We start from the raw sequence: 25,109 nt of genomic DNA on the forward strand, positions 1-25,109 counted from the left end.
ATGAAACCCCATGCAGCGGCTTACAGCCAACGTTTGCTGAAGGGCCAGGCACCGTCATACGAGCGTCTGCAAGCCCGGCTGGCGGAAGATGGCAGCCCATTGGCGGCCGAACCGATTGCCGTGCATTGCGGTTGGGGCCGGTTGTTGATCGGTCATACCTTTCCAGACCCTGCCAGCCTCGCCCAGGAGTTGCTCAACGAGCAGGCGGGCGAGCGGGATATCGCGCTTTACGTCGCGGCGCCCCAGCAGATCCTGGGGATCGACCCGCAGCAATTGTTCCTCGACCCTTCCGACACCCTGCGCCTGTGGTTCACCGACTACCGCCCCGCCACTCGCGTGTTCCGCGGCTTTCGCATTCGCCGGGTGCAGACCGAGGCGGATTGGTTGGCGGTGAACCAGTTGTATCAGGGACGGGGCATGTTGCCGGTCGACGCAGAACGCCTCACGCCGCGCCATCAAGGTGGCCCGGTGTATTGGTTGGCGGAAGACGAAGACAGCGGCGCGGTGATCGGCAGCGTCATGGGTCTGAATCACCAAAAAGCCTTTCACGACCCGGAAAACGGTTGCAGCCTGTGGTGCCTGGCGGTCGACCCGCAATGCACGCGGCCAGGCGTGGGCGAAGTGCTGGTGCGCCATTTGGTGGAACACTTCATGAGCCGTGGCTTGAGCTACTTGGACCTGTCAGTGCTGCACGACAACCGCCAGGCCAAGAACCTCTACGCCAAGCTTGGCTTTCGCGCGCTGACCACCTTTGCGATCAAGCGCAAGAACGGCATCAACCAGCCGCTGTTTCTCGGCCCGGGCCCGCAGGCGGGGTTCAATCCCTATGCGCGGATCATTGTCGAAGAGGCGCATCGTCGTGGTATCGACGTGCAGGTGGATGATGCGGATGCCGGGTTGTTCACCCTGAGCCATGGCGGGCGTCGTGTGCGTTGCCGTGAGTCCTTGAGCGACCTGACCAGCGCCATCAGCATGACCCTGTGCCAGGACAAAAGCCTGACTCACAAAGTGCTGAAAGCTGCCGGTTTGAAACTGCCTTCACAGCAACTCGCGGGCAGCGCGGATGACAACCTGGAGTTCCTCGACGAACACCAGCGCATCGTCGTCAAGCCGCTGGACGGTGAGCAAGGCCAAGGCGTGGCAGTGGACCTGCAGAGCATCGAAGAGGTGCAGCAGGCCATCGAAGCGGCGCGGCAGTTCGACAGCCGTGTGCTATTGGAGAGCTTTCACGAAGGGTTGGACCTGCGCATCCTGGTGATCGGTTTCGAGGTGGTCGCCGCTGCGATTCGTCGCCCTGCCGAAGTGACCGGTGACGGCCACCATTCCATCGGCGCGCTGATCGAAGCCCAAAGCCGGCGCCGCCAGGCCGCCACCGACGGCGAAAGCAAAATCCCCCTGGATGCCGAAACTGAACGCACCTTGAAAGCCGCCGGTGTCGACTACAACAGCATCCTGCCCCGTGGCCAGACCCTGGCCGTGCGCCGCACCGCCAACCTGCACACCGGCGGGTGCCTGGAAGATGTCACCGCCATCCTCCACCCGACGCTGGTGGACGCCGCCGTGCGCGCCGCCCGCGCCCTGGACATCCCCATGGTGGGCCTGGACCTGATGGTGCCCGCCGCCGATCAACCCGAGTACGTGTTTATCGAAGCCAACGAACGGGCCGGCCTGGCCAATCATGAACCGCAGCCTACCGCGGAGAAATTTGTGGATTTGCTGTTTCCCCATAGCTGAACGATCCGAACCCCAGGAGTCTTTATGAGCCGAACCATCCCCGAACCGGATCTGAATTACCTGCAAAAAGTCCTGCTGGAAATGCTCGCCATTCCCAGCCCCACCGGGTTTACCGACACCATCGTGCGCTACGTGGCCGAGCGCCTGGAAGAACTGGGCATCCCGTTTGAGATGACCCGTCGCGGCACCATCCGCGCGACCTTGAAAGGCCAGAAAAACAGCCCCGACCGCGCCGTGTCCGCGCACCTGGACACCATCGGCGCCGCCGTGCGTGCGATCAAGGACAACGGCCGCCTGAGCCTGGCGCCGGTGGGCTGCTGGTCGAGCCGCTTTGCCGAAGGCAGCCGCGTCAGCCTGTTTACCGACAATGGCGTGATCCGCGGCAGCGTGTTGCCGCTGATGGCCTCCGGGCATGCCTTCAACACCGCCGTGGATGAAATGCCGGTGAGCTGGGACCACGTGGAGTTGCGCCTCGACGCCTACTGTGCGACCCGCGCCGATTGCGATTCCTTGGGCATTGGCATCGGTGACTACGTGGCCTTCGACCCGCTGCCCGAGTTCACTGAGAGCGGGCATATCAGTGCCCGCCACCTGGATGACAAAGCCGGTGTCGCCGCCCTGCTCGCGGCGCTCAAGGCCATTGTCGACAGTGGCGAACCCTTGCTGATCGACTGCCATCCACTATTCACCATCACCGAGGAAACCGGCAGCGGTGCAGCCGCCGCCCTGCCCTGGGACGTCAGTGAGTTTGTCGGCATCGATATCGCCCCGGTCGCCCCCGGCCAGCACTCCAGCGAGCACGCGGTGAGCGTGGCGATGCAGGATTCCGGCGGGCCGTATGACTATCACCTGTCGCGACATCTGCTGCGCCTGGCGTCTGACAACGAATTGCCAGTGCGTCGCGACCTGTTCCGCTATTACTTCAGTGATGCGCACTCGGCCGTCACCGCCGGCCACGATATCCGCACCGCCTTGCTGGCGTTCGGTTGTGATGCGACCCACGGCTACGAGCGCACCCATATCGACAGCCTCGCGGCGTTGAGTCGTCTATTGGGCGCTTACATCCTCAGCCCGCCGGTGTTCGCCAGCGATGCACAGCCGGCCCAGGGCTCCCTGGATAGGTTCAGCCATCAGATCGAGCACGAGACGCAGATGGAGAGCGACACCCGCGTGCCGTCGGTGGACAGCCTGGTAGGCAACAAGTCCTGAGGCTGGCAACTATGATCCCGGCGCAGTAGCATCGCCGGGATCCATCACCCGAGGCCTGTATGCTGATTCCCTACGACGCACTTGAAGTCGACACCCTGACCCGTCTCATCGAAGATTTTGTCACCCGCGACGGCACCGACAATGGCGACGACACGCCCCTGGAAACCCGCGTGTTGCGCGTGCGCCAGGCGCTGACCAAGGGCCAGGCACTGATCGTGTTCGACCCCGAGAGCGAGCAGTGCCAGTTGATGCTCAAGCACGATGTGCCCAAGCATCTGTTCGACTGAGCGGGTTTTCAGGGGTTGGGCACAGGCACCGGATGGGTTCTGGCGTCTTGGCGCTCGAGGATCTTCTGGTACACCTCCGCGCGATGAACATGCACCCCGGCCGGCGCTTCAACGCCGAACTTCACCTGGTTACCGTTCAACTCAAGGATGTGCACGGCGATGTCATCGCCGATGGAGATGACTTCGCCTACAGCGCGGCTTAAGACCAGCATGGCGGTTGTCCTTTTAACAGTGAAAGGACCTCGACCATGCGCGCTGGGGGTGGACCGCAGCAATGGCTTGCCGCGAAATCAGGCCATACCTACAAACGCAGGTAAATTGCCTGACAGACTACTACCTGATCAGCCCTTGGCCGCCTGCGCTTTAGCGCGCATTTTGTCAGCCATGGTGGTCATCTCGTCATAGAGCAGTTGCGGGTTCTTCTGCTTCAACGCCCACGCCATCCGCCCTTGTTCATGGGGCAAGATCATGAACTCGCCTTCTGCCACGCGCTGGTAGATGTAGTCGGCAATGTCCGCCGCCGAGATCGGCGAGCTCTCAAGCAACTTGCCTACCTGGGCCTTCATCGCCGGGGTCGGCCCACGGAACGAATCCAACAGGTTGGTCTGGAAGAATGACGGGCATACCACGTGCACGCCGACTTCCTGCTGCTTGAGTTCCACCAGCAGGCTTTCCGACAGTGCGACCACGCCGGCCTTGGCCACGTTGTAGTTGCTCATCGCCGGGCCCTGCATCAACGCCGCCATGGACGCGATGTTGATAATGCGGCCCTTGCTCTTTTCCAGCAGCGGCAGGAACGCCTTGCAGCCCTTGACCACGCCCATCAGGTTGATCGCGATTTGCCAGTCCCAGTCTTCCAGGGACAGTTCGGCAAAGAACCCACCGGAGGCCACCCCGGCATTGTTGACGATCACATCGATGCCACCCAGTTTCACTTCGCACGCCTGGGCGAACGCGGTGAGTTGGCTGTAGTCACGCACGTCGCAACGCTGGATAAACCCGTCGCCACCCGCCTCGCGTACGAGCTTGAGCGTTTCCTGCAAGCCTGGTTCGCTGACGTCTGACAAGGCCAACTGCCATCCTTCACGGGCCCAGCGCAAAGCGATTTCGCGGCCCAGGCCCGACCCGGCGCCAGTGATCATCATGCGATTTTGCATAGGAGGTAGCCTTGTGGTTCACGGAAGAAGTGACCGGCAGTGTAGCGAAGGTCTTTCCTGCCCCCATCCACCATCAGATTGCTGAATGCCCCTGGCAAACCGTCAGCCGGGTCGGAGGTTCGCGTATAGCCTAAGTTCAATATTTTTCAACTAACAACGTATATTTGCGAACGCATTAAAAGAAATAAGCAAGTGTGCGAAATGCTTTAAAAAAATACTGAATTTTCCGCAGCGGGCAACAGTCGGAGTTGTTAAGGCGTTCGTGAATCAACTAGCGGGCCTATCGTTAATAACCGGTCTTTGCAGAAGGCCAATAAGGAAAAAAACCATGAGCCTCATTCTGATCATTATCCTGATCCTCCTGCTGGTCGGTGGTCTGCCAGTATTCCCTCACTCACGTAACTGGGGTTATGGCCCGTCGGGTATTCTGGGTGTTGTGCTGGTCGTCCTGCTGGTGCTGTTGTTGCTCGGCCGGATATAAAAGCCGGACAAAAAAAGAGGCCTTTAAAGGCCTCTTTTTTATTGCCGTTTAATTAGTCCGGCTTTCCGTCAACCACGCCAGCGGTGTTATCCAACAGGCTCTTGGTTGCCGTCTGCAGGAACGACTCCAGTTTCTGCCTTAATGCACCTTCGTCCGGCGATTCTGCGATCACCTTACCGGTCGGGTTGGCGCCCAGCTCATATTCCCACAGCTTCGGCGGCATCTCCTTCGGCAGCACCAGGATGCGATCGCCGGTGACCAGCGCCACCGTCTGGTCGCTGCCCGACGGTTTGATCACGCCAAAGCCCTTGTCGCCTTCCGGCAGGTTCAGCAGGTCGCGGCCCCAGCACTGGTGAAGGGTCTCGCCACCGAGGCGGCCCATGATGGTCGGCACGATGTCGATCTGCGTACCTACGGTGTGGTCACGCTCGCCGAACTTCTCCTGCATGCCCGGTGCAATCATCAGCATCGGCACATTGAAGCGACCCAGGTCCATTTCAGTAATTTGCTGCTCGTTACCAAAACCATGGTCGCCCACGATGACAAACAGGGTTTCCTTGAAGTACGGCTCCTTGCGCGCCTTTTCAAAGAACTGGCCCAGGGCCCAGTCGGAGTAGCGCATCGCCGTCAAATGCTCGTCGAGGCTGCCACGGCCCGTGACCTTCTCCACCGGCAATGGCGTCGGCAAGGCATACGGCGTGTGGTTGGACAGGGTTTGCAGCAAGGCATAGAACGGCTTGCCGCCTTCGCGGGCCTTCAACTCTTCCAGGCCACGGTTGAACATATCCTGGTCGGATACGCCCCACGTCGGGTCGGAGAACACTGGGTCGACGAAGTCGTTACGCCCGATGAAGTTGGTCATGCCCTGGTTGCTGAAGAAGCCCGACTGGTTGTCCCAGGCAAAATCGCCGTTGTAGACATACACGTCGTCAAACTTGCGCGCGCTGAGCAACTGCGGCAGGCCCGACAGCTTGTGGCTGCCTTCCGGGGTCTGCATCAGGTATTCGAACGCCGGCAGGTTCGGGAAGCACGCCATGGTGGCGAACATGCCTTGGTGGGTGTGCGTGCCGTTGGAGAAGAAGCGGTCGAACAGCAGGCCTTCCTTGGACAGTTTGTCGAAGTACGGCGTGATATTACCCGGACGCCCCAGGGCGCCGACCGAGTGACCGGCGAAGCTTTCCATCAGGATCACGACGACGTTCTTGATCGGCAGGGTTTTCTCGGCCGGCGGGGTGAACTCGCGGCGCACGGCGGCGGTGTCGGTATCCACCAGTTTTTCGGTCGGCAGCACCAGCATGTCACGTACGGTCTGGGTTGCCAGCGGCTGCTCCAGCGTGGCTTTCCAGGTGTTATCACGGTGCTCGGAGAAACGTGCCTTGGCCGCGCCGATCAACGACAGCGTGCCATTGAGGCCCAACTGGTTGGCGAAGTTCGAGTCGGTGGTGTACACGTCACCCCAACGCAGCGGCGGGCCCTGGCGCAGGGTGCCGCGAATGGCGACCACGGCGATCAGCAGGCAGACCACAAACACCGCAATACGCGTGTACCACGGCGCCACTTGGCGGGTGCCGATGCTGCCACCGCTGAACGGGCCACGCGGGCGCGTTGCACGGTCGGCGCCTTTGAAGGCGATGCTCAGGATCAGCGTACCCACGGCCCAGGCCAGCAGGTAGCGCACCACCGGGAAACCGTACCAGAGCATGCTCATCACGGTTTTCGGATCTTCCTTCACATACTGGAAGACCAGGCCGTTGAGGCGCTGGTGGAACTCGCGATAGAAGTCCATTTCCATCAGGCCCAGAAACAGGGCAATGCTGGACGCGACGGTCAGCCACAAACGGAAGAACCCACGCGCAGCCATGGCGCGGACGCTGAACAGAGCCAGCAGCAGCGGAACCAATGCGTACATCACAAAGCGGATGTCGAAGCGCGTGCCATTGCCGAACGCTTCCAGGAAGGTCGAAGCCGGCGTGTCAAGGATCATTTCGCGGTTGTACACCAGCAGCGCGAGGCGCAGCAGGGAGAACATCACCATCATGACCAGTGCGCAGAGCAGCGTGTACGCCAGATGGGATTTGACGGTCGGTTGCAGCAAGCGATTTGAAGCGCGCTGCTGATTCAGGGCGTCCGGGTTTGCCATGTCGTTTTAGGACCCATTGGAAGTTTAAGTTGCGAAATATTGCAGCGGCATCCTGCCCACGCCCAGCGTGTAGGAACAGGGGGGTTAGCGCGTTGGCGCAAATGGTGCCCGATGAATGCCATCAACGCTATTGATTACTGAGGGAAAACACGTCTTTGTGGTGCTTTTCCAGGCCTTTGACAGACCTATCCTACAAGGAAGCAAAGCGAAGGGAATTGTCCAAAACGCTGTGTGAAAATTCTGTGTAGCGAATATTTGGACACAAAAAAATGTGGAAGAAGGCTTGCCCCTCTTCCACATCGATTAAGCGTTGCGGGGTCAGATCCGCACGTTACCGCGCGGCCCGGCGATTGCCCAAATGATCAAGCCCAGCACCGGCAACAACAGGATCAGCAAAATCCACAGCACCTTGGCGCCCGTGCTCGCGCCGCTTTTGAACACGTTGATGATCGCCCAGATATCCAGGGCCAGGATGATCAGCCCGATCAAGCCATTAAAAGTGGAACCCATGGTGTCGCTCCTAAAGTGGGGGCATGCACTTGTAGGATAGCCAGCCCTGGAGGGGGTTCCGTTTTATTTCAGACGTGAACGGCGATCTTCAGCGCTTCCAGGGACGGCTCGCCCTTGATGCCCACCTCGGCGCACAGTTCCAGCACACGCGGCAAGTCGTTGCCATAGACCAGCACGGCCTGGATCTCGTCATCCAGCAGTTGGCTGAAGTTAAGCAGCACATAGCCACCATCTTCCGGGCTCAGGGCACTCATCTGGATCTGGATGCGGTTCAGTGCCGTGAGGTCCTCAGTCTTCGCCAGCTGCTTGGGCTTGAGGTTGAACGCCACGCCAGGACCGAACGAGGCGACGATTTGCGCGAACAGATCGCCATAGGTGTCGGCCTGGAACAGCACGGTCTCCGGCAGGCTGCCGACGACGACCCACTCGCCCAACGGAATCGGGAAGCTGTCGTCGTAGTTGATATCCGGGTTGGCCGCCAGAAACGCCGCAGGGTCCGCGTAGGCCTGGGTCGCTTCATCGGCAATGCGCGCCACGTCGTCCTCGCTCATGACACCCGCGCTGATTTTGCTGATGAGTTCGACGAGGGCGGTTTTCATGGGTGTGGTCCTGTGGCGGGCGGTTTTCGAGGGCGCGTAGCCTACACCAGTTTTTGCAACTTCGCCGCCGTATCCACTGCACCCATGGTGTGTGCCGCCGCCAACGCGGTTGCGCCTTGGGCGTCAGCGGCCTTGGGATCGGCGCCCTGGCCGAGCAGATAGTCGAGCATTTCCACGCGGTTGAACATCGCGGCCATCATCAGTGCCGTACGGCCATCGGAGGACGACGCGTCCACTGGCACACCGCCTTCGATCAGTGCCTTGACCACCTCCAGGTTGCCTTTGAACGCCGCGCCAGCCATTGGCAGCTGGTTCTTGTCGTTGGCAATCAGCGGGTCAGCCTTGAACTCCAGCAACACTTTTACTGCCTCGACATGACCGTGGTAGGCCGCGAGCATCAGCAAGGTGTCGCCATTGTGATTACGAAAGTTGGCTGGCAAGCCCTTGGCCAGCAGCGCGGCAAGCATGGCGGCGTCGCCTTTGCGGGCGACGTCGAACACCTGTTCGGCAAATTCTGCGGCTTCGTCATCGGTCATTTGTTTGGCTTGGTCTGACATGTGGGGCTCCTTGTCTGGTCCTCTATATGGTGCCCAGTGTCGCGAGGGAGTTCCCACCTGTCATGGCTTTTTTGTCAAAAGCCTCCATAGGCATATTCAATAGCCCGGCCTAATAACGAAAGTGTCCGCCCTGGATCTGCGCCAATAGCTGTCCAGTGACCGGCACATAGCAGTCCGAACCTGGCAACCAGGCATAGACCGGATCATTGCCTGCCCTCTCCGGATCGAATGCCTCCTCCTTGAGTTTCACCTTTTGGTATTTGAACGTGCCGGTGGTCTCCATCTTGACCTTGATGCGCAGGAACAGCGGGACCGCGTAATGCGGCAACTGGCCGTGGGCGAATTGCAGCAACTCGCGCATATCCAACGAGGCCAGCGATTCGCTCGGGGTGATGGCAACCATCCCGGCGCGGCCGTTGGTGTTTTCGATTTCCACACCGTAGGCCACCACTTCAGCGATCTGCGGATGTTGCAGCAGCACGTTCTCCACCTCGGTGGTGGAGACGTTTTCACCCTTCCAGCGATAGGTGTCCCCCAGGCGGTCGACGAACTGCGCATGACCGAAGCCGATGCTGCGCACCAGATCGCCGGTATTGAAGTAGCGGTCGCCTTTCTCGAATACGTCGGTGAGGATCACCTTGCGGTTCTTTTCCGGGTCGGTGTAGCCATCATAGGGCGACTTTTCATCGATCCTGGCCAGCAGCAAACCTTGCCCGCCAGTCTTCACTTTGTGCATGAAGCCATCGCGGCCACGAATCGGCTCGCCGGTGTCGTGGGCGTAGTCCACCAACGCCCAGTGCTGCAGGCAAAAGCCGACGGTGTTGTCGAAGTTCAAGACGTTGGTGAAGCCGATGTTGCCGTCGCTGGCTGCATACAACTCGCAGACATGCTCAACCCCATACCGCGCCTTGAACTGCGCCCACACGCCGGGACGCAGGCCATTGCCGACCATCTTGGTCACGCGGTGATCGCGGTCGTTGAGGTTGGCGGGTTGATCGAGCAGGTAACGGCACAATTCGCCGACATAACCGAGGGTGGTCGCCTTGAAGCGGCGAGCGTCATCCCAGAATTGGCTGGCGCTGAACTTGCGCCGGATGGCGAACCCTGACGCCCCGACAATCGCCGAGCCCCAGCACACGCAAAGGCCGGTGGCGTGGTAAAGCGGCAAGGTGCAATAGAGGACGTCGTCCGGGCCCATGTCCAGGGCGATGCTGCCGAAGCTGACGGCGGTCTTGGTCCAGCGGCCATGTTTCATGATGCCGGCCTTGGGCAAGCCGGTGGTACCAGAGGTGTAGATATAGAAGCAGGGATCGTTGAAGAAGATCTGCGCGCTGCTAACCGGGTTATCCACCGGGGCGTCGGCGCTGGCGGCCATCAGGTCGACATAACCCTCTGGCGTCACAACGGCCTGCGGCTCCGGGATAAACCAGGACCGTGCAGTGGGAATGTCCACTTGATCGCGTACGGCATCATAGGCAGCCACCAATTCCGCGCCCACTACAATCGCCACCGGGCTCACCAGGTTCAGGCTGTGCACCAGCGCCGCTTGGGTCTGCGCCGTATTGAGCATGGCGCAGATGCCGCCCAGCTTGGCCACGGCCAGCACGTTCAGCAGCAACTCGGGACGGTTTTCGATAAACATCGCCACTACATCGCCCTTGCGGATGCCCTGGGCCTGCAAGTGGTGGGCGATACGGTTGGCGGATCGGTTGGCCTCGGTGTAGCTGAGCACGCGGTCGGCGTACAACAATGCGGCGCCATCCGGATTGCGCTGGGTGGCTTGCTCGAAGTGCCAGCCCAGGCCGCAGGGCTGCTGAGGGTCGGTAACGTTGGCGGCACGCATGCCGCGCACTACCCGTGGCAGGGCGCGAACAATGGCGGGCACCTTACGCAGCATCATGCCCCAGGTAATCATGTCGTTTGGCGATTGGCTCATGGGAACATCCTTTTTCTTATTCTTCGTAAACCTTGCAGGAAAGTACGTCAGCCTCTCTTCGGCTGTACACGCAGGATTTGAAAAGTTTTGTATCCCGATGAACGACCGCCGAAAAAAGGAATTCAGCGACGCCAGGTCAGTCTGTAGGAGTAATGGCGGGCCCGTTCGACCCCGTCGGGCCACGCAAAATGCAGGATGCATGATGGCCATTCATGCAAATTGCACGAAATCGAAAATTTGCATTTTTTATATCTTATTGATTTATAACGATATTTTATAAAACCAATAGCTGGCACAATCACTGCACCTATCACTCCATGCTTGCCAACTTGAGCCAACGGAGCTGATAGACATGAGCCTGATCCAAGATAAATTCGCTTCAGTATTCTCCAACTACGACGTCACCACCCAGCCACGTCCCGACGGTGGCATCCTTTTGACCCTGCGTAATAGCGAAGGCAAGCAGGTCAAGCGTTCGATCTCGTACCAGCAGTTGCACACGGCCGACCAATTGACTTGGGTGATCAGCGCCATCCGCCGCGACTTGGCCGAACAAGCCAGCGACCTGCCACAGATTTCGATGCTGCAAAGCCAGAACCGCTTTGCCCTGCCGACTTACCATTCGGCTTAAGTACCTGATAAAGAAAAGGGCCGCGACACACACGGGTGTCGCGGCCCTTTTTTCATGCATTCAGCAAAGCCCCTTGCGCGCCGCTTCATTCATTGCCTGGACGCGGTTACTGACTTCCAACTTGCCGTAGATATTGCGCAGGTGGAATTTCACCGTGGCTTCGGACGTGGCGCGTATCTGGCTGATCTCCCACACGGTCTTGCCTTCCGAGGCCCAACGCAGTATTTCCAGCTCCGTGCGCGTCAGGCTCTTGCCCGCCAGATTAATGCGCCGCCTGACAGCGTTGGGCACCGTATACGGTGCCAGAAACGATTCCCTTGGGCCTCTCATTAGTTTCTCTCCTTTATTATTGGCTGACGCCCTATCACCCTTCGGATTCCTCCTATTGACGGATGATATAAACGCTATTGCCGAAGAGAGTTACATAAGGCGTGGGATTAAGGCGCACCCATGAGAATAAACAGCAAGCCCCTACATAAGCTTAAGTTTATTCCCACAATAACTTCCAACATGCGGGGGTTGAAGTTTCTGATAGCTCGCGATTAATCATCCAATCCGGGAAAACGCCGGGCGATATCGTCACCGGTGAACTCGGGCACCCACCCTTTCTCGGTGTTGTATAAACGCAACGCCACGAAGTGCGGGTTCTCACCCATGTCGAACCAATGCATCACACCGGCCGGGATCACCAGCAGGTCGTTTTTCTCGCAACGTATGGCGTATACGTAATCGCCAATGTGCAGCGCGAACAGGCCCTGGCCGGCAAGGAAAAAACGCGCATCGTCTTCGCTGTAGCGGCGCTCATCGAGAAACTGCCCACGTAATTCGGCGTTCTGCGCGGGGTCGCCGGCATCCCTCATCACCCCGGCTGCGCGGTAGCCGAGCTGATCAATTTGCGCCTGGCAGGCGGCAATCAACTCGCTATCGCTGGCGCCCTTTTCGACCGGGCCGGGCTGCCAGCGCTCAAAACGCACGCCCTGCTCTGCCAGGGTGGCGGCGATGTCGTCAAAATGGGTCAGGACCTTGTTCGGCGTATCCGGTGTAGCGACGGAGTAGACAGCGACATAACTCATTGAAGGGTTCCTTGGTTCTGCTCTTGCAATCGAAAACCGATGATAACGGCGGCTGCCAGGGCGGCGACGCTGGCGATGCTGAAGGTCAGGGTCGGCCCCAACAGGTTCCAACTGTAGCCCGAATACAGGGCGCCCAATGCGCCACCGGTGCCGGCCAACGCGGCATACAGCGCCTGGCCCTGGCCTTGTTGCTTGTCGCCGAAACTGCGCTGCACAAAGGCAATCGCCGCCGCATGGAAACTGCCAAAGGTAGCGGCGTGCATCACCTGCGCCAGCAACAGCACCCAGAAAAACTCGGCAAATGAGCCCAGCAGCAGCCAGCGCAGCGCCGCCAGCAGGAAACTCGCCAGCAGCACCCGGCGTACCGAAAAGCGCGAAAGGATGCGGCTCATGGCCAGGAACATCAGCACCTCCGCCACCACGCCCAACGCCCACAACATCCCGATCACACCGCGGCTGTAGCCCAAATGTTCAAGGTGCAGGGTGAGAAAGGTGTAATACGGGCCATGGCTCATCTGCATCAGCGCCACGCAGGCATAAAACGCCAGAACGCCGGGGCTACGCAACTGTTTGAGGAAGCCCTCGCCCGCCAGGCGATTGCCGTGGCTGGCAGGTTGCGCATTCGGCACCCACAGGCTGGCTCCGATGATGCCGGCCATGATCACCACGACCACCACCGGGTAGATGTCCAGGCTCAGCCAGTCGAATAGGCGACCCATGATCACAACGGTAAGGATGAAACCGATGGAACCCCACAGGCGGATCTGGCTGTAGCGCGAGGTTTGTTTTTGCAGGTGTGCCAGGGTGATGACTTCAAACTGCGGCAGTACCGCATGCCAGAAGAACGCATGCAGGGCCATGACCAGGGCCAGCCAGGCGTAGGTATGGCTGATGAAGATCAGCGAAAAACTCGCCAGGGTGCACACCGCGCCAAAACGTACGATGGCCAGGCGCCGGCCGGTGTAGTCACCCAGCCAGCCCCACAGGTTGGGCGCCACGCAGCGCATCAGCATAGGGATGGCCACCAGCTCGCCGATGCGCGCGCTGGAGAAGCCCAAGTGGTCGAAGTACAGCGCCAGGAAGGGTGCGGTTGCACCCAGGAGGGCGAAGTAGAAGAGGTAGAAGCTGGAGAGGCGCCAGTACGGAAGGGCTGTCACAGCCGAGCCGTCACAGCTGGCCCAGCACCGGCGTACTCACGCGAACATCGGCATTCTGGCCACGATTGCGCAGCAGGTGGTCCATCAACACGATGGCCATCATCGCTTCGGCAATCGGCGTGGCGCGGATGCCGACGCACGGGTCGTGGCGACCCTTGGTGATCACGTCCACCGGGTTGCCGTGCACATCAATCGAACGGCCCGGCGTGGTGATGCTCGACGTCGCCTTGAGCGCCAGGTGCGCCACAATCGGTTGACCCGAAGAAATACCACCGAGGATGCCGCCCGCGTTGTTACTGAGGAAACCTTCCGGGGTCAGCTCGTCGCGGTGCTCGGTGCCACGCTGGGACACACACGCAAAACCGGCACCGATTTCCACGCCTTTCACCGCGTTGATGCTCATCAGCGCATGGGCCAGTTCCGCGTCGAGGCGGTCGAAGATCGGTTCACCCAGGCCAGGTTTCACGCCCTCAGCGACCACAGTGATCTTGGCGCCAACGGAGTCCTGGTCGCGGCGCAACTGGTCCATATAGGCTTCCAGTTCCGGCACTTTGTCCGGGTCGGGGCTGAAGAAGGCGTTGTCTTCGACGCTGTCCCAGGTCTTGAACGGGATTTCAATCGGGCCCAGCTGGCTCATGTAGCCACGGATCACAATGCCTTGGGTCGCCAGGTATTTCTTGGCGATGGCACCGGCCGCCACGCGCATCGCGGTTTCGCGCGCCGAGCTGCGGCCGCCGCCACGGTAGTCGCGCTCGCCGTATTTGTGGTGATAGGTGTAGTCGGCGTGGGCCGGGCGGAACAGGTCCTTGATCGCCGAGTAGTCCTTGGACTTCTGGTCAGTGTTGCGGATCAGCAGGCCGATGGCGCAACCGGTGGTGCGGCCTTCGAACACGCCGGAGAGGATCTCGACTTCATCGGGCTCCTGGCGCTGGGTGGTGTGGCGGCTGGTGCCGGGCTTGCGGCGGTCGAGGTCACGCTGCAGGTCTTCCAGGGACAGCTCGAGGCCGGGCGGGCAGCCGTCGACAATGGCGACCAACGCCGGGCCATGGCTTTCGCCCGCGGTGGTGACAGTGAACAGCTTGCCGAAGGTATTGCCGGACATGCAGGGCGCTCCGTGAAATCAGTTGAATCAAGTCAACCGTAATAACTTAAGGCGGCCAGTATACGCAGGCTAACCGAGTAGTTCATCCTCGAAACCTTAGCGGTAGACCTTGGTCCAACCGGCACCTTCCCAATGATGGCGCGATGATGCTGCGAGTTCTGCTTTTGACCCTCACCCTGTTTTCCAGCCTGGGCTTCGCCGCCTCCCCCGTGGTGTTGCAACGGCCTATCAGCCTGGACACCGGCAGCGGCGAGCTGTTTGGCTCACTCTTGTTGCCCAAATCCGACAAACCCGTGCCGGTGGTGTTGATCATCGCCGGTTCCGGGCCCACCGACCGCAACGGCAACAGTGCCGACGGCGCGCGCAACGACAGCCTCAAGCGCCTGGCCTGGGTGCTGGCGCGGCATAACATCGCCAGCGTGCGCTACGACAAGCGCGGCGTGGCGGCCAGCCTGGCGGCCACCCCCGACGAACGCAACCTGACCCTGGACGCCTACGTCGCCGACGCCGTGGCCTGGGGCAAACTGCTCAAGGCCGACAAACGCATGGGCCCGCTGATTGTGTTGGGCCACAGCGAAGGTGCACTGGTGGCCGCCCTCGCCGCGCCGCAGCTGGACCCGGCAGGCGTGGTCTCGTTGTCCGGCAGCTCGCGCCCGGTGGATCAAGTGATCCGCCAACAGTTGGCCGATCACCTGCCCCCTGCCCTGCTGCTGCGCAGTAACCAAATCCTCGATCACCTCAAGGCCGGCCAAGTGGATGCGGATGTGCCTGGCCCGCTGGAAGGCATTTTCCGACCCAGTGTGCAGCCATATCTGATCAGCCTGTTTCGTGCCGATCCGTCGGCAGCCTTTGCCAAATTGAACATGCCGGCACTGATCATCCAGGGCACCAACGATATCCAGGTCGGTGTGGGCGATGCCCAGCAACTTAAAAAGGCCAAGCCCGACGCGCAGCTTGTGCTGATTGAGGGCATGAACCACGTGATGCGCATCGTGCCCAACGATGTGAAGCAGCAATTGGCCTCCTACAACGACCCGCAACTGCCCCTCGCCGCCGAGCTGGGCAACCGCCTGGTGCGCTTTATCGACGGACTTCAACCCCGTTAAGCGACAATTTGCCTCCAGTCCTGGGGAAAGCGGCCGATAAGCCCAGAGTCGACAGTAAAAAGACTGTCGACTCGCTGGGCTTGGACAGGATCGCGCCGCATGACAACCACTGAAGCAACACCGGAATCCACCGCCGACACCCCGGCTGACAAAACCGAGGCCGTCGACGCGGCGCCCCTCCCGTGGGCGGATGTCCAGGCTGAGCATTTCAAGATGCTGCGCCTGGCGCCCCTGGCCACCGACCGCGCCACGGGCGTGCGGCCTTTGCGCTTCGTGCAGTTCGGCTATGCCGAGCGCAACGACAAACACCACAGCCTGCTGCGCATGGTCATCCAGTTGCCCGGCCAGCGTGTGCGCCGTGAACAGAATCATCTGGATATCTGGATCGACCACGACACGCACCGCGTGCACTTCGGCCCTGGCAACAGCCTGGAGATCGAACCGGCCAACCGTGGCATCGGGCGCTTCCTGGTGGCCCAAGGCGCTGCCTGGGCGAAAAAGAAATGGTCGCACTACCGCGTCGACGGCGTTGACCTGGCCAACAAAGATGCACTGAACGAAGCCACCCGCCTGCGCCGCGATCACTTCCTGCGCATCCAGGGTTTTGATGTGGCTTACGCCGATGTGCAGCACCTCAAGGGTAACGTGCAGCCGGGCAAGGTCAGTGATGTGCTGGACAGCTGGAACACCGAGAAGGTGCAGTTCGTAGAAATCCTGGAAGCGGCGCAGATGCTGCAACAGGCAGAACAGAACCTGGCAGAGCAGGAAGTGAAGCTGCGCAAGGAAGAGGAAAAGGTCACCAAGTTCAAGCGTGAGGACAGCGGATTGCGCTTTACCATCACCTGTCTGGTGGCATTTACGGTGTTTCAGGCGGGGTTGTTGATCTGGATTGCAACTCACCGCTGAAACACATTCGCACTATGAAATGCGGTCATTGACCGCACTCCTACCGCTAGTACAGGTTAAACGCGGGCAGCAAATGCAGCCTGATGTTGACGGCACTGCTCAGCCGTCAACATGAACACCCCATGGCCGCCGCGCTGGAAGTCCAGCCAGGCAAAGTCCACTTCCGGGTACAGTGCCTCGACGTGCACTTGGCTGTTGCCCACTTCAACAATCAGCAACCCCTTCTCGGTCAGGTGGTCCGCCGCTTCGGCCAGCATGCGCCGCACCAGGTTCAAACCGTCGTCGCCACAGGCCAGGCCCAGCTCAGGTTCGTGCTGGTATTCGTCAGGCATATCGGCGAAGTCTTCGGCATCCACATACGGCGGGTTGGACACGATCAAGTCAAAGCGCTGGCCCGGCAGGCCGTCGAAACCGTCACCCTGCACGGTATAGACACGCTCATCGACGCCATGGCGCTCGATGTTCTGGTTGGCCACTTCCAGGGCTTCGAAGGACAAGTCCCCCAGCACCACTTCGGCGTCCTGGAACTCATAGGCGCACGCAATGCCGATGCAACCGGAACCGGTGCACAGGTCGAGGATGCGTGCCGGTGGCTGCGCCAACCAGGGTTCGAAGCGGTTTTCGATCAGCTCGCCGATCGGTGAGCGCGGGATCAGCACGCGCTCATCGACGATAAACGACATACCACAGAACCAGGCTTCACCAATCAGATAGGGTGTCGGCACGCGTTCGTGGATACGGCGATGCAACAAGCGTTGCAGGTGGGCGACTTCCTCTTCTTCCAGGTTGCAGTCGAGGTAGCTGTCGGCAATTTCCCACGGCAAATGCAAGGCACCGAGCACCAGTTGCCGGGCATCGTCCCAGGCATTATCGGTGCCATGGCCAAAAAACAGGTCTTCCCCATGGAAACGGCTGACAGCCCAACGGATATGGTCGCGCAAGGTGCGCAGGCGGGAAGTGGTCACGGGGGCAAGCTCCTGGAAAAAACGACTGGCGATTCTAACAGCCTTCACCTGTACCGACGATGTACGAAAACCCGTCGCCACCCGTCGGATTTCATCCAAATTGCCATCATTGTGTTAAACAGGCCCACCTCTTGACATGGCTGCACGTCAACAACGGCGTACCTTACGATGGTAGCGATTCACAGAACCGCTCAGCCAGTGGACAATGTCGCAAAAGCCCCCCTCACAGGAGCCCCAGAATGTCCGTTCCAAAGACGATGTTTCAACTCAGCGGTCGTGGTTACGCAGCAGCGAACCTCAGCCATGCGACCCTCGTGATCATCGACGCCCAGAAGGAATACCTCAGCGGCCCCCTCGCCCTCTCGGGCATGGACGCGGCCGTCGGCAACATCAAGCAACTTGTGTCCGCCGCCCGCAACGCTGGGCGTCCGATTGTACATGTGCGTCACCTGGGCACCGTGGGTGGCCTGTTCGACCCACAGGGCGAGCGTGGCGAATTCATTCCAGGGCTTGAGCCTGAAGGCGACGAAACCATCATCGGCAAGCTGCTGCCCAGCGCCTTCCATGGCACCGGCCTGGAAAAACACTTGCAGGACCTCGGTTCCCTGGACCTGATCGTCTGCGGTTTCATGAGCCACTCCAGCGTCAGCACCACCGTGCGCGCCGCCAAGAACCTGGGCTTTCGCTGCACCTTGGTGGAAGACGCCTGCGCCACACGTGACCTGCCTTACAAAGGCGGCATCCTCAGCGCCGAGCACGTGCAGCAGACCGAAATGGCCATCATGGCCGACAATTTCGCCACCCTGGCGCTGACCAAAGATCTGATCTGATCAACCTTCTGATGAGCGGCGCAGCCTGTTTTACGGCCCCGCTCATCCGCAGAGCCCTCTCATTTGGCGCATTTACCCCTCCCCCCGGAACAACCTGTGTATTGTCCGGTCGAAGGGCCGATACCCTGGAGGAAAGGTCGGAATGAAGATATCCGATGGTTTTGACGCTCGTCGCTTGCGCCCCAAGGGCCCGAGCAATTGGCGTCTGCGCCTGGTGGCCGGCATTGCCGCGTTGCTGGCGATAGTTGGTGTGCTGTTGGCTGGCGCTGGTGGTGCCGGTTTGTTGGGTCACTCGCCGGCCCTTGGTGAATTGAATGCCAGTCCTGGTGGCTCGGCGATTCTGTTGGTGATCGGGCTGCTGGTGCTGTGGTTGGGCGTATGGTTATGGCGGCGCAGCCGTCGGAAAATGCGTCAGCCGTTGTCGCTGAACATCGCTTCTCACCTGATGAAAAAGCACGACTGATGGCGCTTGGATAGCGTTTCCTGCGCCCTGGCCGCCGCGATTTAGGTAAACTGCCCGCCCTTCGCGGAGGCCAACATGCAAGACGACGATTTTTCCCTGTTCAAAAACGAGCTGCGCGGCGTCAAGCCGATCAAGCACGACCGCGCCGACACCGGCAAACCCAAGGCCGACCGCGCGCAGATCGCCAAGCTGCGCCAGGCCGCGACCGTGCGCACTGCCGCCACCACCGTGGACGGCCTGTCGGACCAGTTCGTGATCGATGTCGGCCCTGAAGACGAGCTGATGTGGGCCCGCGATGGCGTGCAGGAAAGCCAGATGCGCAAGCTCAAGGCCGGCCAGATCCCGTTCGAAGGCAGCCTTGACCTGCATGGCATGAACGTGGAAAAAGCCCGGGAAACCCTGTGGGCCTTCCTGGCCGAAGCCACTAAATTCGAAATCCGCTGCGTACGCGTCACCCACGGCAAGGCCGTGCGGCTGGACGGCAAGCGCCCGATGATCAAAAGCCACGTCAACACCTGGCTGCGCCAGCATGCCCAGGTCCTCGGCTTTACCTCATGCCAGGCCCGCCACGGCGGCGCGGGGGCGGTGTATGTGATGCTCAAGCGTACGATGATGGAAGGGCGCGACGAGTAACAACTGCCATCGTCAGGCTTGCAGCGATGTGCCCGCCACCGTAACCTTGCGCTTTGCGAAAATCCCACAGGTAGTTTCATGTCCCTGGAACAGAATTACACCGCGATCCTCGGCCAACTCGGCGAGGACGTTTCCCGCGAGGGCCTGCTCGACACGCCAAAGCGTGCCGCCAAGGCGATGCAGTACCTCTGCCGCGGCTATGAGCAGACTCTGGAAGAAGTCACCAACGGTGCCTTGTTCAGCTCCGACAACAGCGAAATGGTGCTGGTCAAGGACATCGAGTTGTACTCGCTGTGCGAACACCACCTGCTGCCGTTCATCGGCAAGGCCCACGTCGCTTATATCCCAAGCGGCAAGGTGCTGGGCCTGTCCAAGGTTGCGCGGATTGTCGACATGTACGCCCGCCGCCTGCAGATCCAGGAAAACCTCAGCCGCCAGATCGCCGATGCCGTGATGCAAGTGACCGGCGCCCTGGGCGTGGCCGTGGTGATCGAGGCCAAGCACATGTGCATGATGATGCGCGGTGTGGAAAAGCAGAATTCGTCGATGATCACCTCGGTGATGCTGGGTGAGTTCCGCGAAAACGCAGCCACCCGCAGCGAATTCCTCAGCCTGATCAAGTAACCGGCTGCGGACGAAAAAACCGGCGTTCATCGCCGGTTTTTTTTCGCCTGCAAAATTGAGGTAAGCTGCGGCCCCTTCTTCATGGGCAAGAGGTTTCAGCCATGTTCGTCAAAGCACTTCGAGTGGGCCTCGGCCACGTCATCATCGCGGGCGACTTTCTTACCCGCCCACGCAAAAAGCAGCGTTCCGCCGAGCAACAGGCACAGGTGAATGCAGCGGCCAAGGAGCTGACGCTGTATCAGTTCCACGCTTGCCCATTCTGCGTGAAGACCCGCCGCACCCTGCACCGCCTGAATGTGCCCGTCGCGCTGAAAGATGCGAAAAACAACGAACAGGACCGCCAGACCCTGCTTGAGCAAGGCGGCAAGATCAAGGTGCCGTGCCTGCGTATCGAAGAGAATGGCCAGACCACCTGGATGTACGACTCCAAGGTGATCATTGATTATCTGGACAAGCGTTTCGCCGGGGTTTGACCGCCTACTGCTGAATCGACAGTTCCAGTAGCGCCGAGCCCAGGCACTTGCCATGGGCATCCAGCGCCAGCGAGCGGGTGACTCCACCGCGCAGGATGCCCGGCAACACGAAGTTCAGCGCCTGCACATTCGGCAATTCATAGCGCCGCACAGGCGCTGCGTCGGGCTCACGCAACCCCGCGAAAAATTCGGCCACGCGTTCAGCGGTCAGTTGCTCGCATAGCAATGGGTAGTCTTCAGCACGATAGGCAATGATCGAAATGTTCGACGTGTCGCCTTTATCCCCAGTGCGGGAATGGGCCAGCCTCTGCAGCTTCATGCTTCGATCCTCGGGTTGACCACATCACGCGGCAGCAACAACGACGCCACCGCTACCACTTGCCGCACGCTTTTGCTCGCGCCGCCGCCGCCCGACGGGCCGTTGGTGTAGAGGGTTTCCACTTCATTGCCGACGCGCACCGCCTCATCGCGCGCCTCACAGCGCGCCGCCACGCGCAGGCGCACTTCCCAGGGCTCGACCGCGCTGCGCGGGCCGTGAAGCGAGTCCATGCCGATCAGTTCGGCACGCACGTCCTGCATCTTCACGCCCATCAACTCAAGGCGCTTGAGGACCACATCCCGCGCCAACTGCGCCCGTGCGACAGCACCGGGGCCACCGTAGGACATCTGCCCCTCTCCAATCCAACCGTCCAGATAGCCGACGCTGACCTTCAGCTGTTCGGGGCGCGCGCGACCGTCTGCACCTTGGGTGCGAACGCGATCAACGCCCTCCTCCACAAACCCCACCTGGGAAAAGTCCGCCGTCACGTCAGGCGTGAGGTACGCCGCCGGGTCGTGCACTTCATAGATCAGCTGTTCAGTGCAGGTCGCACGGCTGACCCGCCCGCCGGACCCAACCACCTTGGTAATCACTGCCTCACCGTCCGCAGTGATCTCGGCCAGAGGGAAGCCCAGGCGCGCCAGGTCTTCCACATCCTTGAAACCCGGATCGGCGAAATAGCCGCCGCTGACTTGCCCGGCGCATTCAAGCAGATGCCCCACCAGCGTGCCACGCCCCAAACGCTGCCAATCGTCCGCCGCCCAGCCGAATTCAAACATCTGTGGCGCGAGGAACAGCGAAGGGTCGGCCACGCGCCCGGTGATCACCACGTCCGCATCCGCGTGCAACGCCTGCAGAATGCCGTCGACACCCAAGTAGGCATTCGCGGAAATCAGCCGTTCGCCCAAGGCACCGACCGTCTGGCCGTTATCCAGCAGAAAGTCAGGCTTCAACACCTCCAACACGTCATCGCCGACCACCGCGACGACCTTGAGCGCAAGGCCCAATTCACGCGCAATTCGCCGCACTTCATTGGCCGCCGACACCGGATTGGCCGCCCCCATATTGGTGATCACCCGCAGGCGACGACGCCCGGCCTTTACGCCCACAAACGGCAGCACGCGACGCATGCGCTCACTCAGCAGCGGGTCGTAACCGCCCTCTGGAGCGCTGATGCGTGCCTGTTGCGCCAAAGCAATCGTGCGTTCGGCCAGGCATTCGAACACCAGGTAATCCAGTTCGCCCTGCTCGGCCAGTTCCACGGCAGGTTCGATACGGTCGCCGGAATAGCCGGCGCCGGAACCGATGCGCAAGGTTTTCATTTCAAATTACTCCCAGGAGCAACGCGGTCAGGGTCATCAACACCGACGCGGCAAACAGAAACGGAATGGTGAAGCGCTGGTGATCGGCCAGTTCGATCTTGCACAGGCCCACCAGCAGGAAGGTCGCGGGGGTCAGCGGGCTGACCGGGAAGCCGGTGGTGTGCACACCCAGCAACGAGGCCTGGGCCACTTGCAGCGGATCGACGCCCAGAGCCTTGCCGACTTCGGCGATCACCGGCATCACGCCGAAATAGTAGGAATCCGGGTCAAACAACATGCTCAGCGGCATGGAGATAAAGCCCACCACCGCCGGGATCAACTTGCCGTGGCCGGCCGGAATCTGCGCCACCGCCACTTCGGCAATCGCCTTGAGCATGCCGGTGCCCTGCATGATCCCGGTGAACACCCCGGCGGCGAGCAAGATGCTGGCCATGGTCAGGGCGGTCTTGGCGTGGGCGTCGATGCGGGCGCGCTGAGCGTCGACGTTCGGGTAGTTGATGCACAGCGCCACCACGGTGCCGAGCATGAACATCACCACGGGGTCGACCCAACCGGCAATCATCACCACCATCACCAGCACGGTCAGGATCAGGTTGACCCAGAACAGCCGCGGACGACGTAGCTTGATGTCGTCGTCGCTCAGTACCCGTTGCGGCACGGCGTCCACGGTGGAGCCGGCGCCGAGGCCCAGGCGTTTTTCTTCGCGACGGCCGAGCCACCAGGCGCAGGCGAAAACGAAGACCAGGCCGACGATCTGCACCGGGATCAGCGGTTGGAACAGGTCTGCCACCGGCACGTGCAGAGCCGCCGACGAGCGCAATACGGGCCCGGTCCACGGCAGAAAGTTGACCCCGGCTGCCATCGCGCAAACACAGGCCAGGATGCGTTTATCGATACCCAGTCGTGTATACAGCGGCAGCATCGCCGGCACCGTCACCAGAAAGGTCACCGCGCCGGAACCGTCCAAATGCACCAGCAGCGCCAGGGTCGCGGTGCCTACGACAATGCGTGTAGGACGCGTGCCGACCGTGCGCAGGATGCGGTCAATGATGGGATCGAGCATGCCGGCATCGGTCATGATCCCGAAAAACAGGATCGCAAACACAAACATGCCCACCACGGGGGCGACGTTCTTGATACCGGTGATGATGAAGGCACTGGTTTGCAGGCCGAACCCACCGAGCAACGCGGCGATGATCGGCAAGGCGATCAGGGCCACCAGCGGCGAGAGGCGTTTGCTCATGACGGCAGCGAGCAGGCACAGGATGGTGATGACACCCAGGGTAGCGAGCATGGGTTACTCCAGAGCGGCCTTGATGGCCGGTTATTGTTTTCCCTGGAGTATTGGAAGCGGGTTAGTCTTTGTAAATTGGAATATTCACCCGCTAGTGTTCGGAAAAACAAAATGAAGAACAGTATCCAACACATTCAGGCATTTCTTGCCGTGGCTCGCACTGGCAGCTTCACCAAGGCTGCCAATGAGCTGCATCTGTCACCTTCGGCGCTGACGGTGCAGGTGCAGCAACTGGAAGACTGGCTCGGCGTCGCCCTGCTCGACCGCAGCCCGCGCCACGTCAGCCTCACCGCCGCCGGCCAGGACGCGCGCGGCCCCATGGAAAAACTGCTGCTGGACCTGGACAACATCGTCACCGGCTCCCGCGACCTTGCCGCCTTGCGCCGGGGCGTGGTCACCATCGCCGCCCTGCCCTCGGTGTGCGCCGGCAGTTTGCCGCCGGTTCTACGCTTGTTTCGCGAGCGCTTTGCCGGAATCGAGGTACGCCTGCATGACTTGGTAGCCCATCGCATTCATGCCCAGGTGCGTTCCGGCGAGGTGGATTTCGGTATCGGCGTGCGTGCACGGCTCAGCCATGGCCTGGAATTCGTGCCGGTGTTGAATGATCGCCTGTGTGCGTTTGTACCGGTAGATCATCCGCTCACCCGCCATCGCCAACTGACCCTGGAGCAATTGGCCGACCAGCCGATCATCCTTACCGGGCGCGACAGCAGCGTGCGCGAGCAAGTGGATGCGCTGTTCGATGAGACACGCCTGACAATGAACGCCGGCATGGAGGCCAACTACATGTCGACGGTATTGGCCCTGGTGCGCCAGGGGCTGGGAATCAGTGTGCTGCCGGAGTCGGCGGCGGACAGTTTGGAGGGATTGAAGCGCATCAACATCGATCATCCCGGCGTAAACCGGGAGATCGGCTTGATCAGTCGCAGTGGGATGGGCTTGAGCCCGGCAGCGCAGCGGTGTTTCGAGTTATTGAGCAACGAATTGCGCGGGTGATCAATCCAGCATCGCCACATGTTTGGGATGGCTGGCAACACGCTTCAACCACGCCTGCACACCCGGATAAGCCTCCAACTCAAAACCACCCTCATTCGCCACATGGGTGTAGGCATACAAGGCCACATCGGCGATAGAGAACTGATCGCCCACGAGGTAAGGCGTCAGCTGCAATTGGCGCTCCATGACCTTGAGCGCTTTGTAACCGCCCTTGTGCAGCTTCTTGTATTCCTCCAGGCGATCCTCGGGCAGCCCCAGGTAAAACTGGATAAACCGCGCCACCGCAATGTACGGCTCGTGGCTGTACTGCTCGAAGAACTGCCATTGCAGCACTTGGGTGCGCAGGCGCGGCTCGGACGGCAGGAATTCACTGCCATCGGCCAGGAAATTGAGGATCGCGTTGGACTCCCACAGGCAGGTGCCGTCTTCCAGTTCCAGCACGGGGATCTTGCCGTTGGGGTTCTTCGCCAGGAATTCGGCGGTCTGGGTGTCACCCTTGAGGATGTCCACATCGATCCATTGATACGGGATGCCCAGCAGGCTGAGCATCAATTTGATCTTGTAGCAGTTGCCCGACTTGTAATCGCCATAAACCTTGTACATGG

29 protein-coding genes are annotated in these 25,109 nt (G+C 60.7%); 13 read left to right on the top strand and 16 right to left on the bottom strand.

The window, feature by feature from the left end; all coding sequences use genetic code 11:
• The 3 genes from ngg to AYR47_RS28335 are packed head-to-tail and all read left to right on the top strand — an operon-like array spanning position 1 to position 3,230.
• Positions 1-1,734 (top strand): N-acetylglutaminylglutamine synthetase, encoded by a 1,734-nt coding sequence (gene ngg, locus AYR47_RS28325; protein WP_061449153.1) that lies wholly within the window; start codon positions 1-3, stop codon positions 1,732-1,734.
• A 24-nt stretch (positions 1,735-1,758) separates the two neighbouring features.
• Complete coding sequence (locus AYR47_RS28330; RefSeq protein ID WP_010208883.1) at positions 1,759-2,943, top strand: osmoprotectant NAGGN system M42 family peptidase; 1,185 nt, start codon at positions 1,759-1,761, stop codon at positions 2,941-2,943.
• A 59-nt stretch (positions 2,944-3,002) separates the two neighbouring features.
• Complete coding sequence (locus AYR47_RS28335) at positions 3,003-3,230, top strand: YheU family protein (protein WP_003192759.1); 228 nt, start codon at positions 3,003-3,005, stop codon at positions 3,228-3,230.
• 8 nt (positions 3,231-3,238) lie between these two features.
• Here the strand turns inward: AYR47_RS28335 and csrA are convergent, their stop codons facing one another.
• Positions 3,239-3,442, bottom strand: coding sequence for a carbon storage regulator CsrA (gene csrA, locus AYR47_RS28340; protein WP_038847428.1), 204 nt, complete (start codon positions 3,440-3,442; stop codon positions 3,239-3,241).
• A gap of 129 nt (positions 3,443-3,571) precedes the next feature.
• Positions 3,572-4,387 (bottom strand): SDR family oxidoreductase, encoded by an 816-nt coding sequence (locus tag AYR47_RS28345; protein WP_016976386.1) that lies wholly within the window; start codon positions 4,385-4,387, stop codon positions 3,572-3,574.
• Between the two features lie 328 nt (positions 4,388-4,715).
• Between AYR47_RS28345 and AYR47_RS32380 the strand changes: the two genes are divergently transcribed.
• Positions 4,716-4,868: a DUF3309 family protein gene (locus AYR47_RS32380; protein WP_015885095.1), complete on the top strand. Its 153-nt coding sequence runs from the start codon at positions 4,716-4,718 to the stop codon at positions 4,866-4,868.
• A 52-nt stretch (positions 4,869-4,920) separates the two neighbouring features.
• Here AYR47_RS32380 and AYR47_RS28350 read toward each other — a convergent pair whose 3' ends face one another.
• The 5 genes from AYR47_RS28350 to AYR47_RS28370 form a co-directional block, all read right to left on the bottom strand.
• Entirely contained in the window at positions 4,921-7,008 is a 2,088-nt protein-coding gene (locus AYR47_RS28350) for an LTA synthase family protein (RefSeq protein ID WP_061449154.1), read from the bottom strand.
• A gap of 318 nt (positions 7,009-7,326) precedes the next feature.
• Positions 7,327-7,518 (bottom strand): PLDc N-terminal domain-containing protein, encoded by a 192-nt coding sequence (locus AYR47_RS28355; RefSeq protein WP_003172956.1) that lies wholly within the window; start codon positions 7,516-7,518, stop codon positions 7,327-7,329.
• Between the two features lie 68 nt (positions 7,519-7,586).
• The gene (locus tag AYR47_RS28360; RefSeq protein ID WP_033900894.1) at positions 7,587-8,117 is read right to left on the bottom strand and encodes a hypothetical protein; all 531 of its coding nucleotides are present in this window, start codon (positions 8,115-8,117) and stop codon (positions 7,587-7,589) included.
• Between the two features lie 41 nt (positions 8,118-8,158).
• The gene (locus AYR47_RS28365) at positions 8,159-8,674 is read right to left on the bottom strand and encodes an ankyrin repeat domain-containing protein (protein WP_033900893.1); all 516 of its coding nucleotides are present in this window, start codon (positions 8,672-8,674) and stop codon (positions 8,159-8,161) included.
• Positions 8,675-8,783: 109 nt separating this feature from the next.
• On the bottom strand, positions 8,784-10,610 hold the full coding sequence (locus AYR47_RS28370; protein ID WP_033900891.1) for a long-chain-acyl-CoA synthetase: 1,827 nt from the start codon (positions 10,608-10,610) through the stop codon (positions 8,784-8,786).
• Positions 10,611-10,962: 352 nt separating this feature from the next.
• Between AYR47_RS28370 and AYR47_RS28375 the strand changes: the two genes are divergently transcribed.
• On the top strand, positions 10,963-11,241 hold the full coding sequence (locus tag AYR47_RS28375) for a DUF3509 domain-containing protein (protein WP_010208870.1): 279 nt from the start codon (positions 10,963-10,965) through the stop codon (positions 11,239-11,241).
• A gap of 60 nt (positions 11,242-11,301) precedes the next feature.
• Here the strand turns inward: AYR47_RS28375 and AYR47_RS28380 are convergent, their stop codons facing one another.
• The 4 genes from AYR47_RS28380 to aroC all read right to left on the bottom strand — a co-directional run bounded on the left by AYR47_RS28380 (position 11,302) and on the right by aroC (position 14,573).
• Positions 11,302-11,571, bottom strand: coding sequence for a response regulator transcription factor (locus tag AYR47_RS28380; RefSeq protein WP_033900889.1), 270 nt, complete (start codon positions 11,569-11,571; stop codon positions 11,302-11,304).
• A 212-nt stretch (positions 11,572-11,783) separates the two neighbouring features.
• On the bottom strand, positions 11,784-12,314 hold the full coding sequence (locus AYR47_RS28385; protein ID WP_061449155.1) for a 1,2-dihydroxy-3-keto-5-methylthiopentene dioxygenase: 531 nt from the start codon (positions 12,312-12,314) through the stop codon (positions 11,784-11,786).
• The gene (locus AYR47_RS28390) at positions 12,311-13,471 is read right to left on the bottom strand and encodes an MFS transporter (RefSeq protein WP_033900884.1); all 1,161 of its coding nucleotides are present in this window, start codon (positions 13,469-13,471) and stop codon (positions 12,311-12,313) included. Before AYR47_RS28390 ends, AYR47_RS28385 begins: the two co-directional genes overlap by 4 nt.
• A 10-nt stretch (positions 13,472-13,481) precedes the next feature.
• Positions 13,482-14,573 (bottom strand): chorismate synthase, encoded by a 1,092-nt coding sequence (aroC, locus tag AYR47_RS28395; RefSeq protein ID WP_016976377.1) that lies wholly within the window; start codon positions 14,571-14,573, stop codon positions 13,482-13,484.
• A gap of 143 nt (positions 14,574-14,716) precedes the next feature.
• On the opposite strand from aroC, the gene AYR47_RS28400 reads away from it, so the two are divergent.
• Together AYR47_RS28400 and AYR47_RS28405 are read left to right on the top strand one after the other, a co-directional pair.
• Positions 14,717-15,679 carry an alpha/beta hydrolase gene (locus AYR47_RS28400; RefSeq protein WP_061449156.1) on the top strand — a complete coding sequence of 321 codons (963 nt, stop codon included), beginning with the start codon at positions 14,717-14,719 and terminating at the stop codon, positions 15,677-15,679.
• 99 nt (positions 15,680-15,778) lie between these two features.
• Positions 15,779-16,585, top strand: a complete 807-nt coding sequence (locus tag AYR47_RS28405) for a hypothetical protein (protein ID WP_061449157.1) — start codon at positions 15,779-15,781, stop codon at positions 16,583-16,585.
• Between the two features lie 56 nt (positions 16,586-16,641).
• On the opposite strand, the gene prmB is transcribed toward AYR47_RS28405, so the two are convergent.
• On the bottom strand, positions 16,642-17,550 hold the full coding sequence (gene prmB, locus AYR47_RS28410; protein WP_033900879.1) for a 50S ribosomal protein L3 N(5)-glutamine methyltransferase: 909 nt from the start codon (positions 17,548-17,550) through the stop codon (positions 16,642-16,644).
• A gap of 239 nt (positions 17,551-17,789) precedes the next feature.
• Between prmB and AYR47_RS28415 the strand changes: the two genes are divergently transcribed.
• The 5 genes from AYR47_RS28415 to AYR47_RS28435 all read left to right on the top strand — a co-directional run bounded on the left by AYR47_RS28415 (position 17,790) and on the right by AYR47_RS28435 (position 20,573).
• Positions 17,790-18,380, top strand: coding sequence for a cysteine hydrolase family protein (locus AYR47_RS28415; protein WP_010208860.1), 591 nt, complete (start codon positions 17,790-17,792; stop codon positions 18,378-18,380).
• 142 nt (positions 18,381-18,522) lie between these two features.
• Positions 18,523-18,843 carry a hypothetical protein gene (locus tag AYR47_RS28420; protein ID WP_033900878.1) on the top strand — a complete coding sequence of 107 codons (321 nt, stop codon included), beginning with the start codon at positions 18,523-18,525 and terminating at the stop codon, positions 18,841-18,843.
• A 75-nt stretch (positions 18,844-18,918) separates the two neighbouring features.
• Entirely contained in the window at positions 18,919-19,476 is a 558-nt protein-coding gene (locus AYR47_RS28425; protein ID WP_061449158.1) for a Smr/MutS family protein, read from the top strand.
• A gap of 78 nt (positions 19,477-19,554) precedes the next feature.
• Complete coding sequence (gene folE / locus AYR47_RS28430) at positions 19,555-20,100, top strand: GTP cyclohydrolase I FolE (protein ID WP_003442011.1); 546 nt, start codon at positions 19,555-19,557, stop codon at positions 20,098-20,100.
• Between the two features lie 101 nt (positions 20,101-20,201).
• Positions 20,202-20,573 carry a glutathione S-transferase N-terminal domain-containing protein gene (locus AYR47_RS28435; protein WP_016976368.1) on the top strand — a complete coding sequence of 124 codons (372 nt, stop codon included), beginning with the start codon at positions 20,202-20,204 and terminating at the stop codon, positions 20,571-20,573.
• Between the two features lie 4 nt (positions 20,574-20,577).
• On the opposite strand, the gene AYR47_RS28440 is transcribed toward AYR47_RS28435, so the two are convergent.
• Genes AYR47_RS28440 through AYR47_RS28450 form a run of 3 tightly spaced genes read right to left on the bottom strand, consistent with a single transcriptional unit; the run spans position 20,578 to position 23,508 of the window.
• Positions 20,578-20,892: an AtuA-related protein gene (locus tag AYR47_RS28440; protein WP_033900873.1), complete on the bottom strand. Its 315-nt coding sequence runs from the start codon at positions 20,890-20,892 to the stop codon at positions 20,578-20,580.
• Complete coding sequence (locus tag AYR47_RS28445) at positions 20,889-22,214, bottom strand: acyclic terpene utilization AtuA family protein (RefSeq protein ID WP_061449159.1); 1,326 nt, start codon at positions 22,212-22,214, stop codon at positions 20,889-20,891. Before AYR47_RS28445 ends, AYR47_RS28440 begins: the two co-directional genes overlap by 4 nt.
• 1 nt (position 22,215) lies before the next feature.
• Positions 22,216-23,508: a CitMHS family transporter gene (locus AYR47_RS28450; protein WP_033900869.1), complete on the bottom strand. Its 1,293-nt coding sequence runs from the start codon at positions 23,506-23,508 to the stop codon at positions 22,216-22,218.
• Between the two features lie 111 nt (positions 23,509-23,619).
• Between AYR47_RS28450 and AYR47_RS28455 the strand changes: the two genes are divergently transcribed.
• On the top strand, positions 23,620-24,504 hold the full coding sequence (locus AYR47_RS28455) for a LysR family transcriptional regulator (RefSeq protein WP_033900868.1): 885 nt from the start codon (positions 23,620-23,622) through the stop codon (positions 24,502-24,504).
• On the opposite strand, the gene AYR47_RS28460 is transcribed toward AYR47_RS28455, so the two are convergent.
• Positions 24,505-25,107 carry a glutathione S-transferase family protein gene (locus AYR47_RS28460; protein ID WP_016976364.1) on the bottom strand — a complete coding sequence of 201 codons (603 nt, stop codon included), beginning with the start codon at positions 25,105-25,107 and terminating at the stop codon, positions 24,505-24,507.
• Positions 25,108-25,109 lie beyond the last annotated feature (2 nt).

Origin of the sequence: Pseudomonas azotoformans, assembly GCF_001579805.1 — a bacterium.
In the GTDB taxonomy this organism is placed as follows: domain Bacteria; phylum Pseudomonadota; class Gammaproteobacteria; order Pseudomonadales; family Pseudomonadaceae; genus Aquipseudomonas; species Aquipseudomonas azotoformans_A.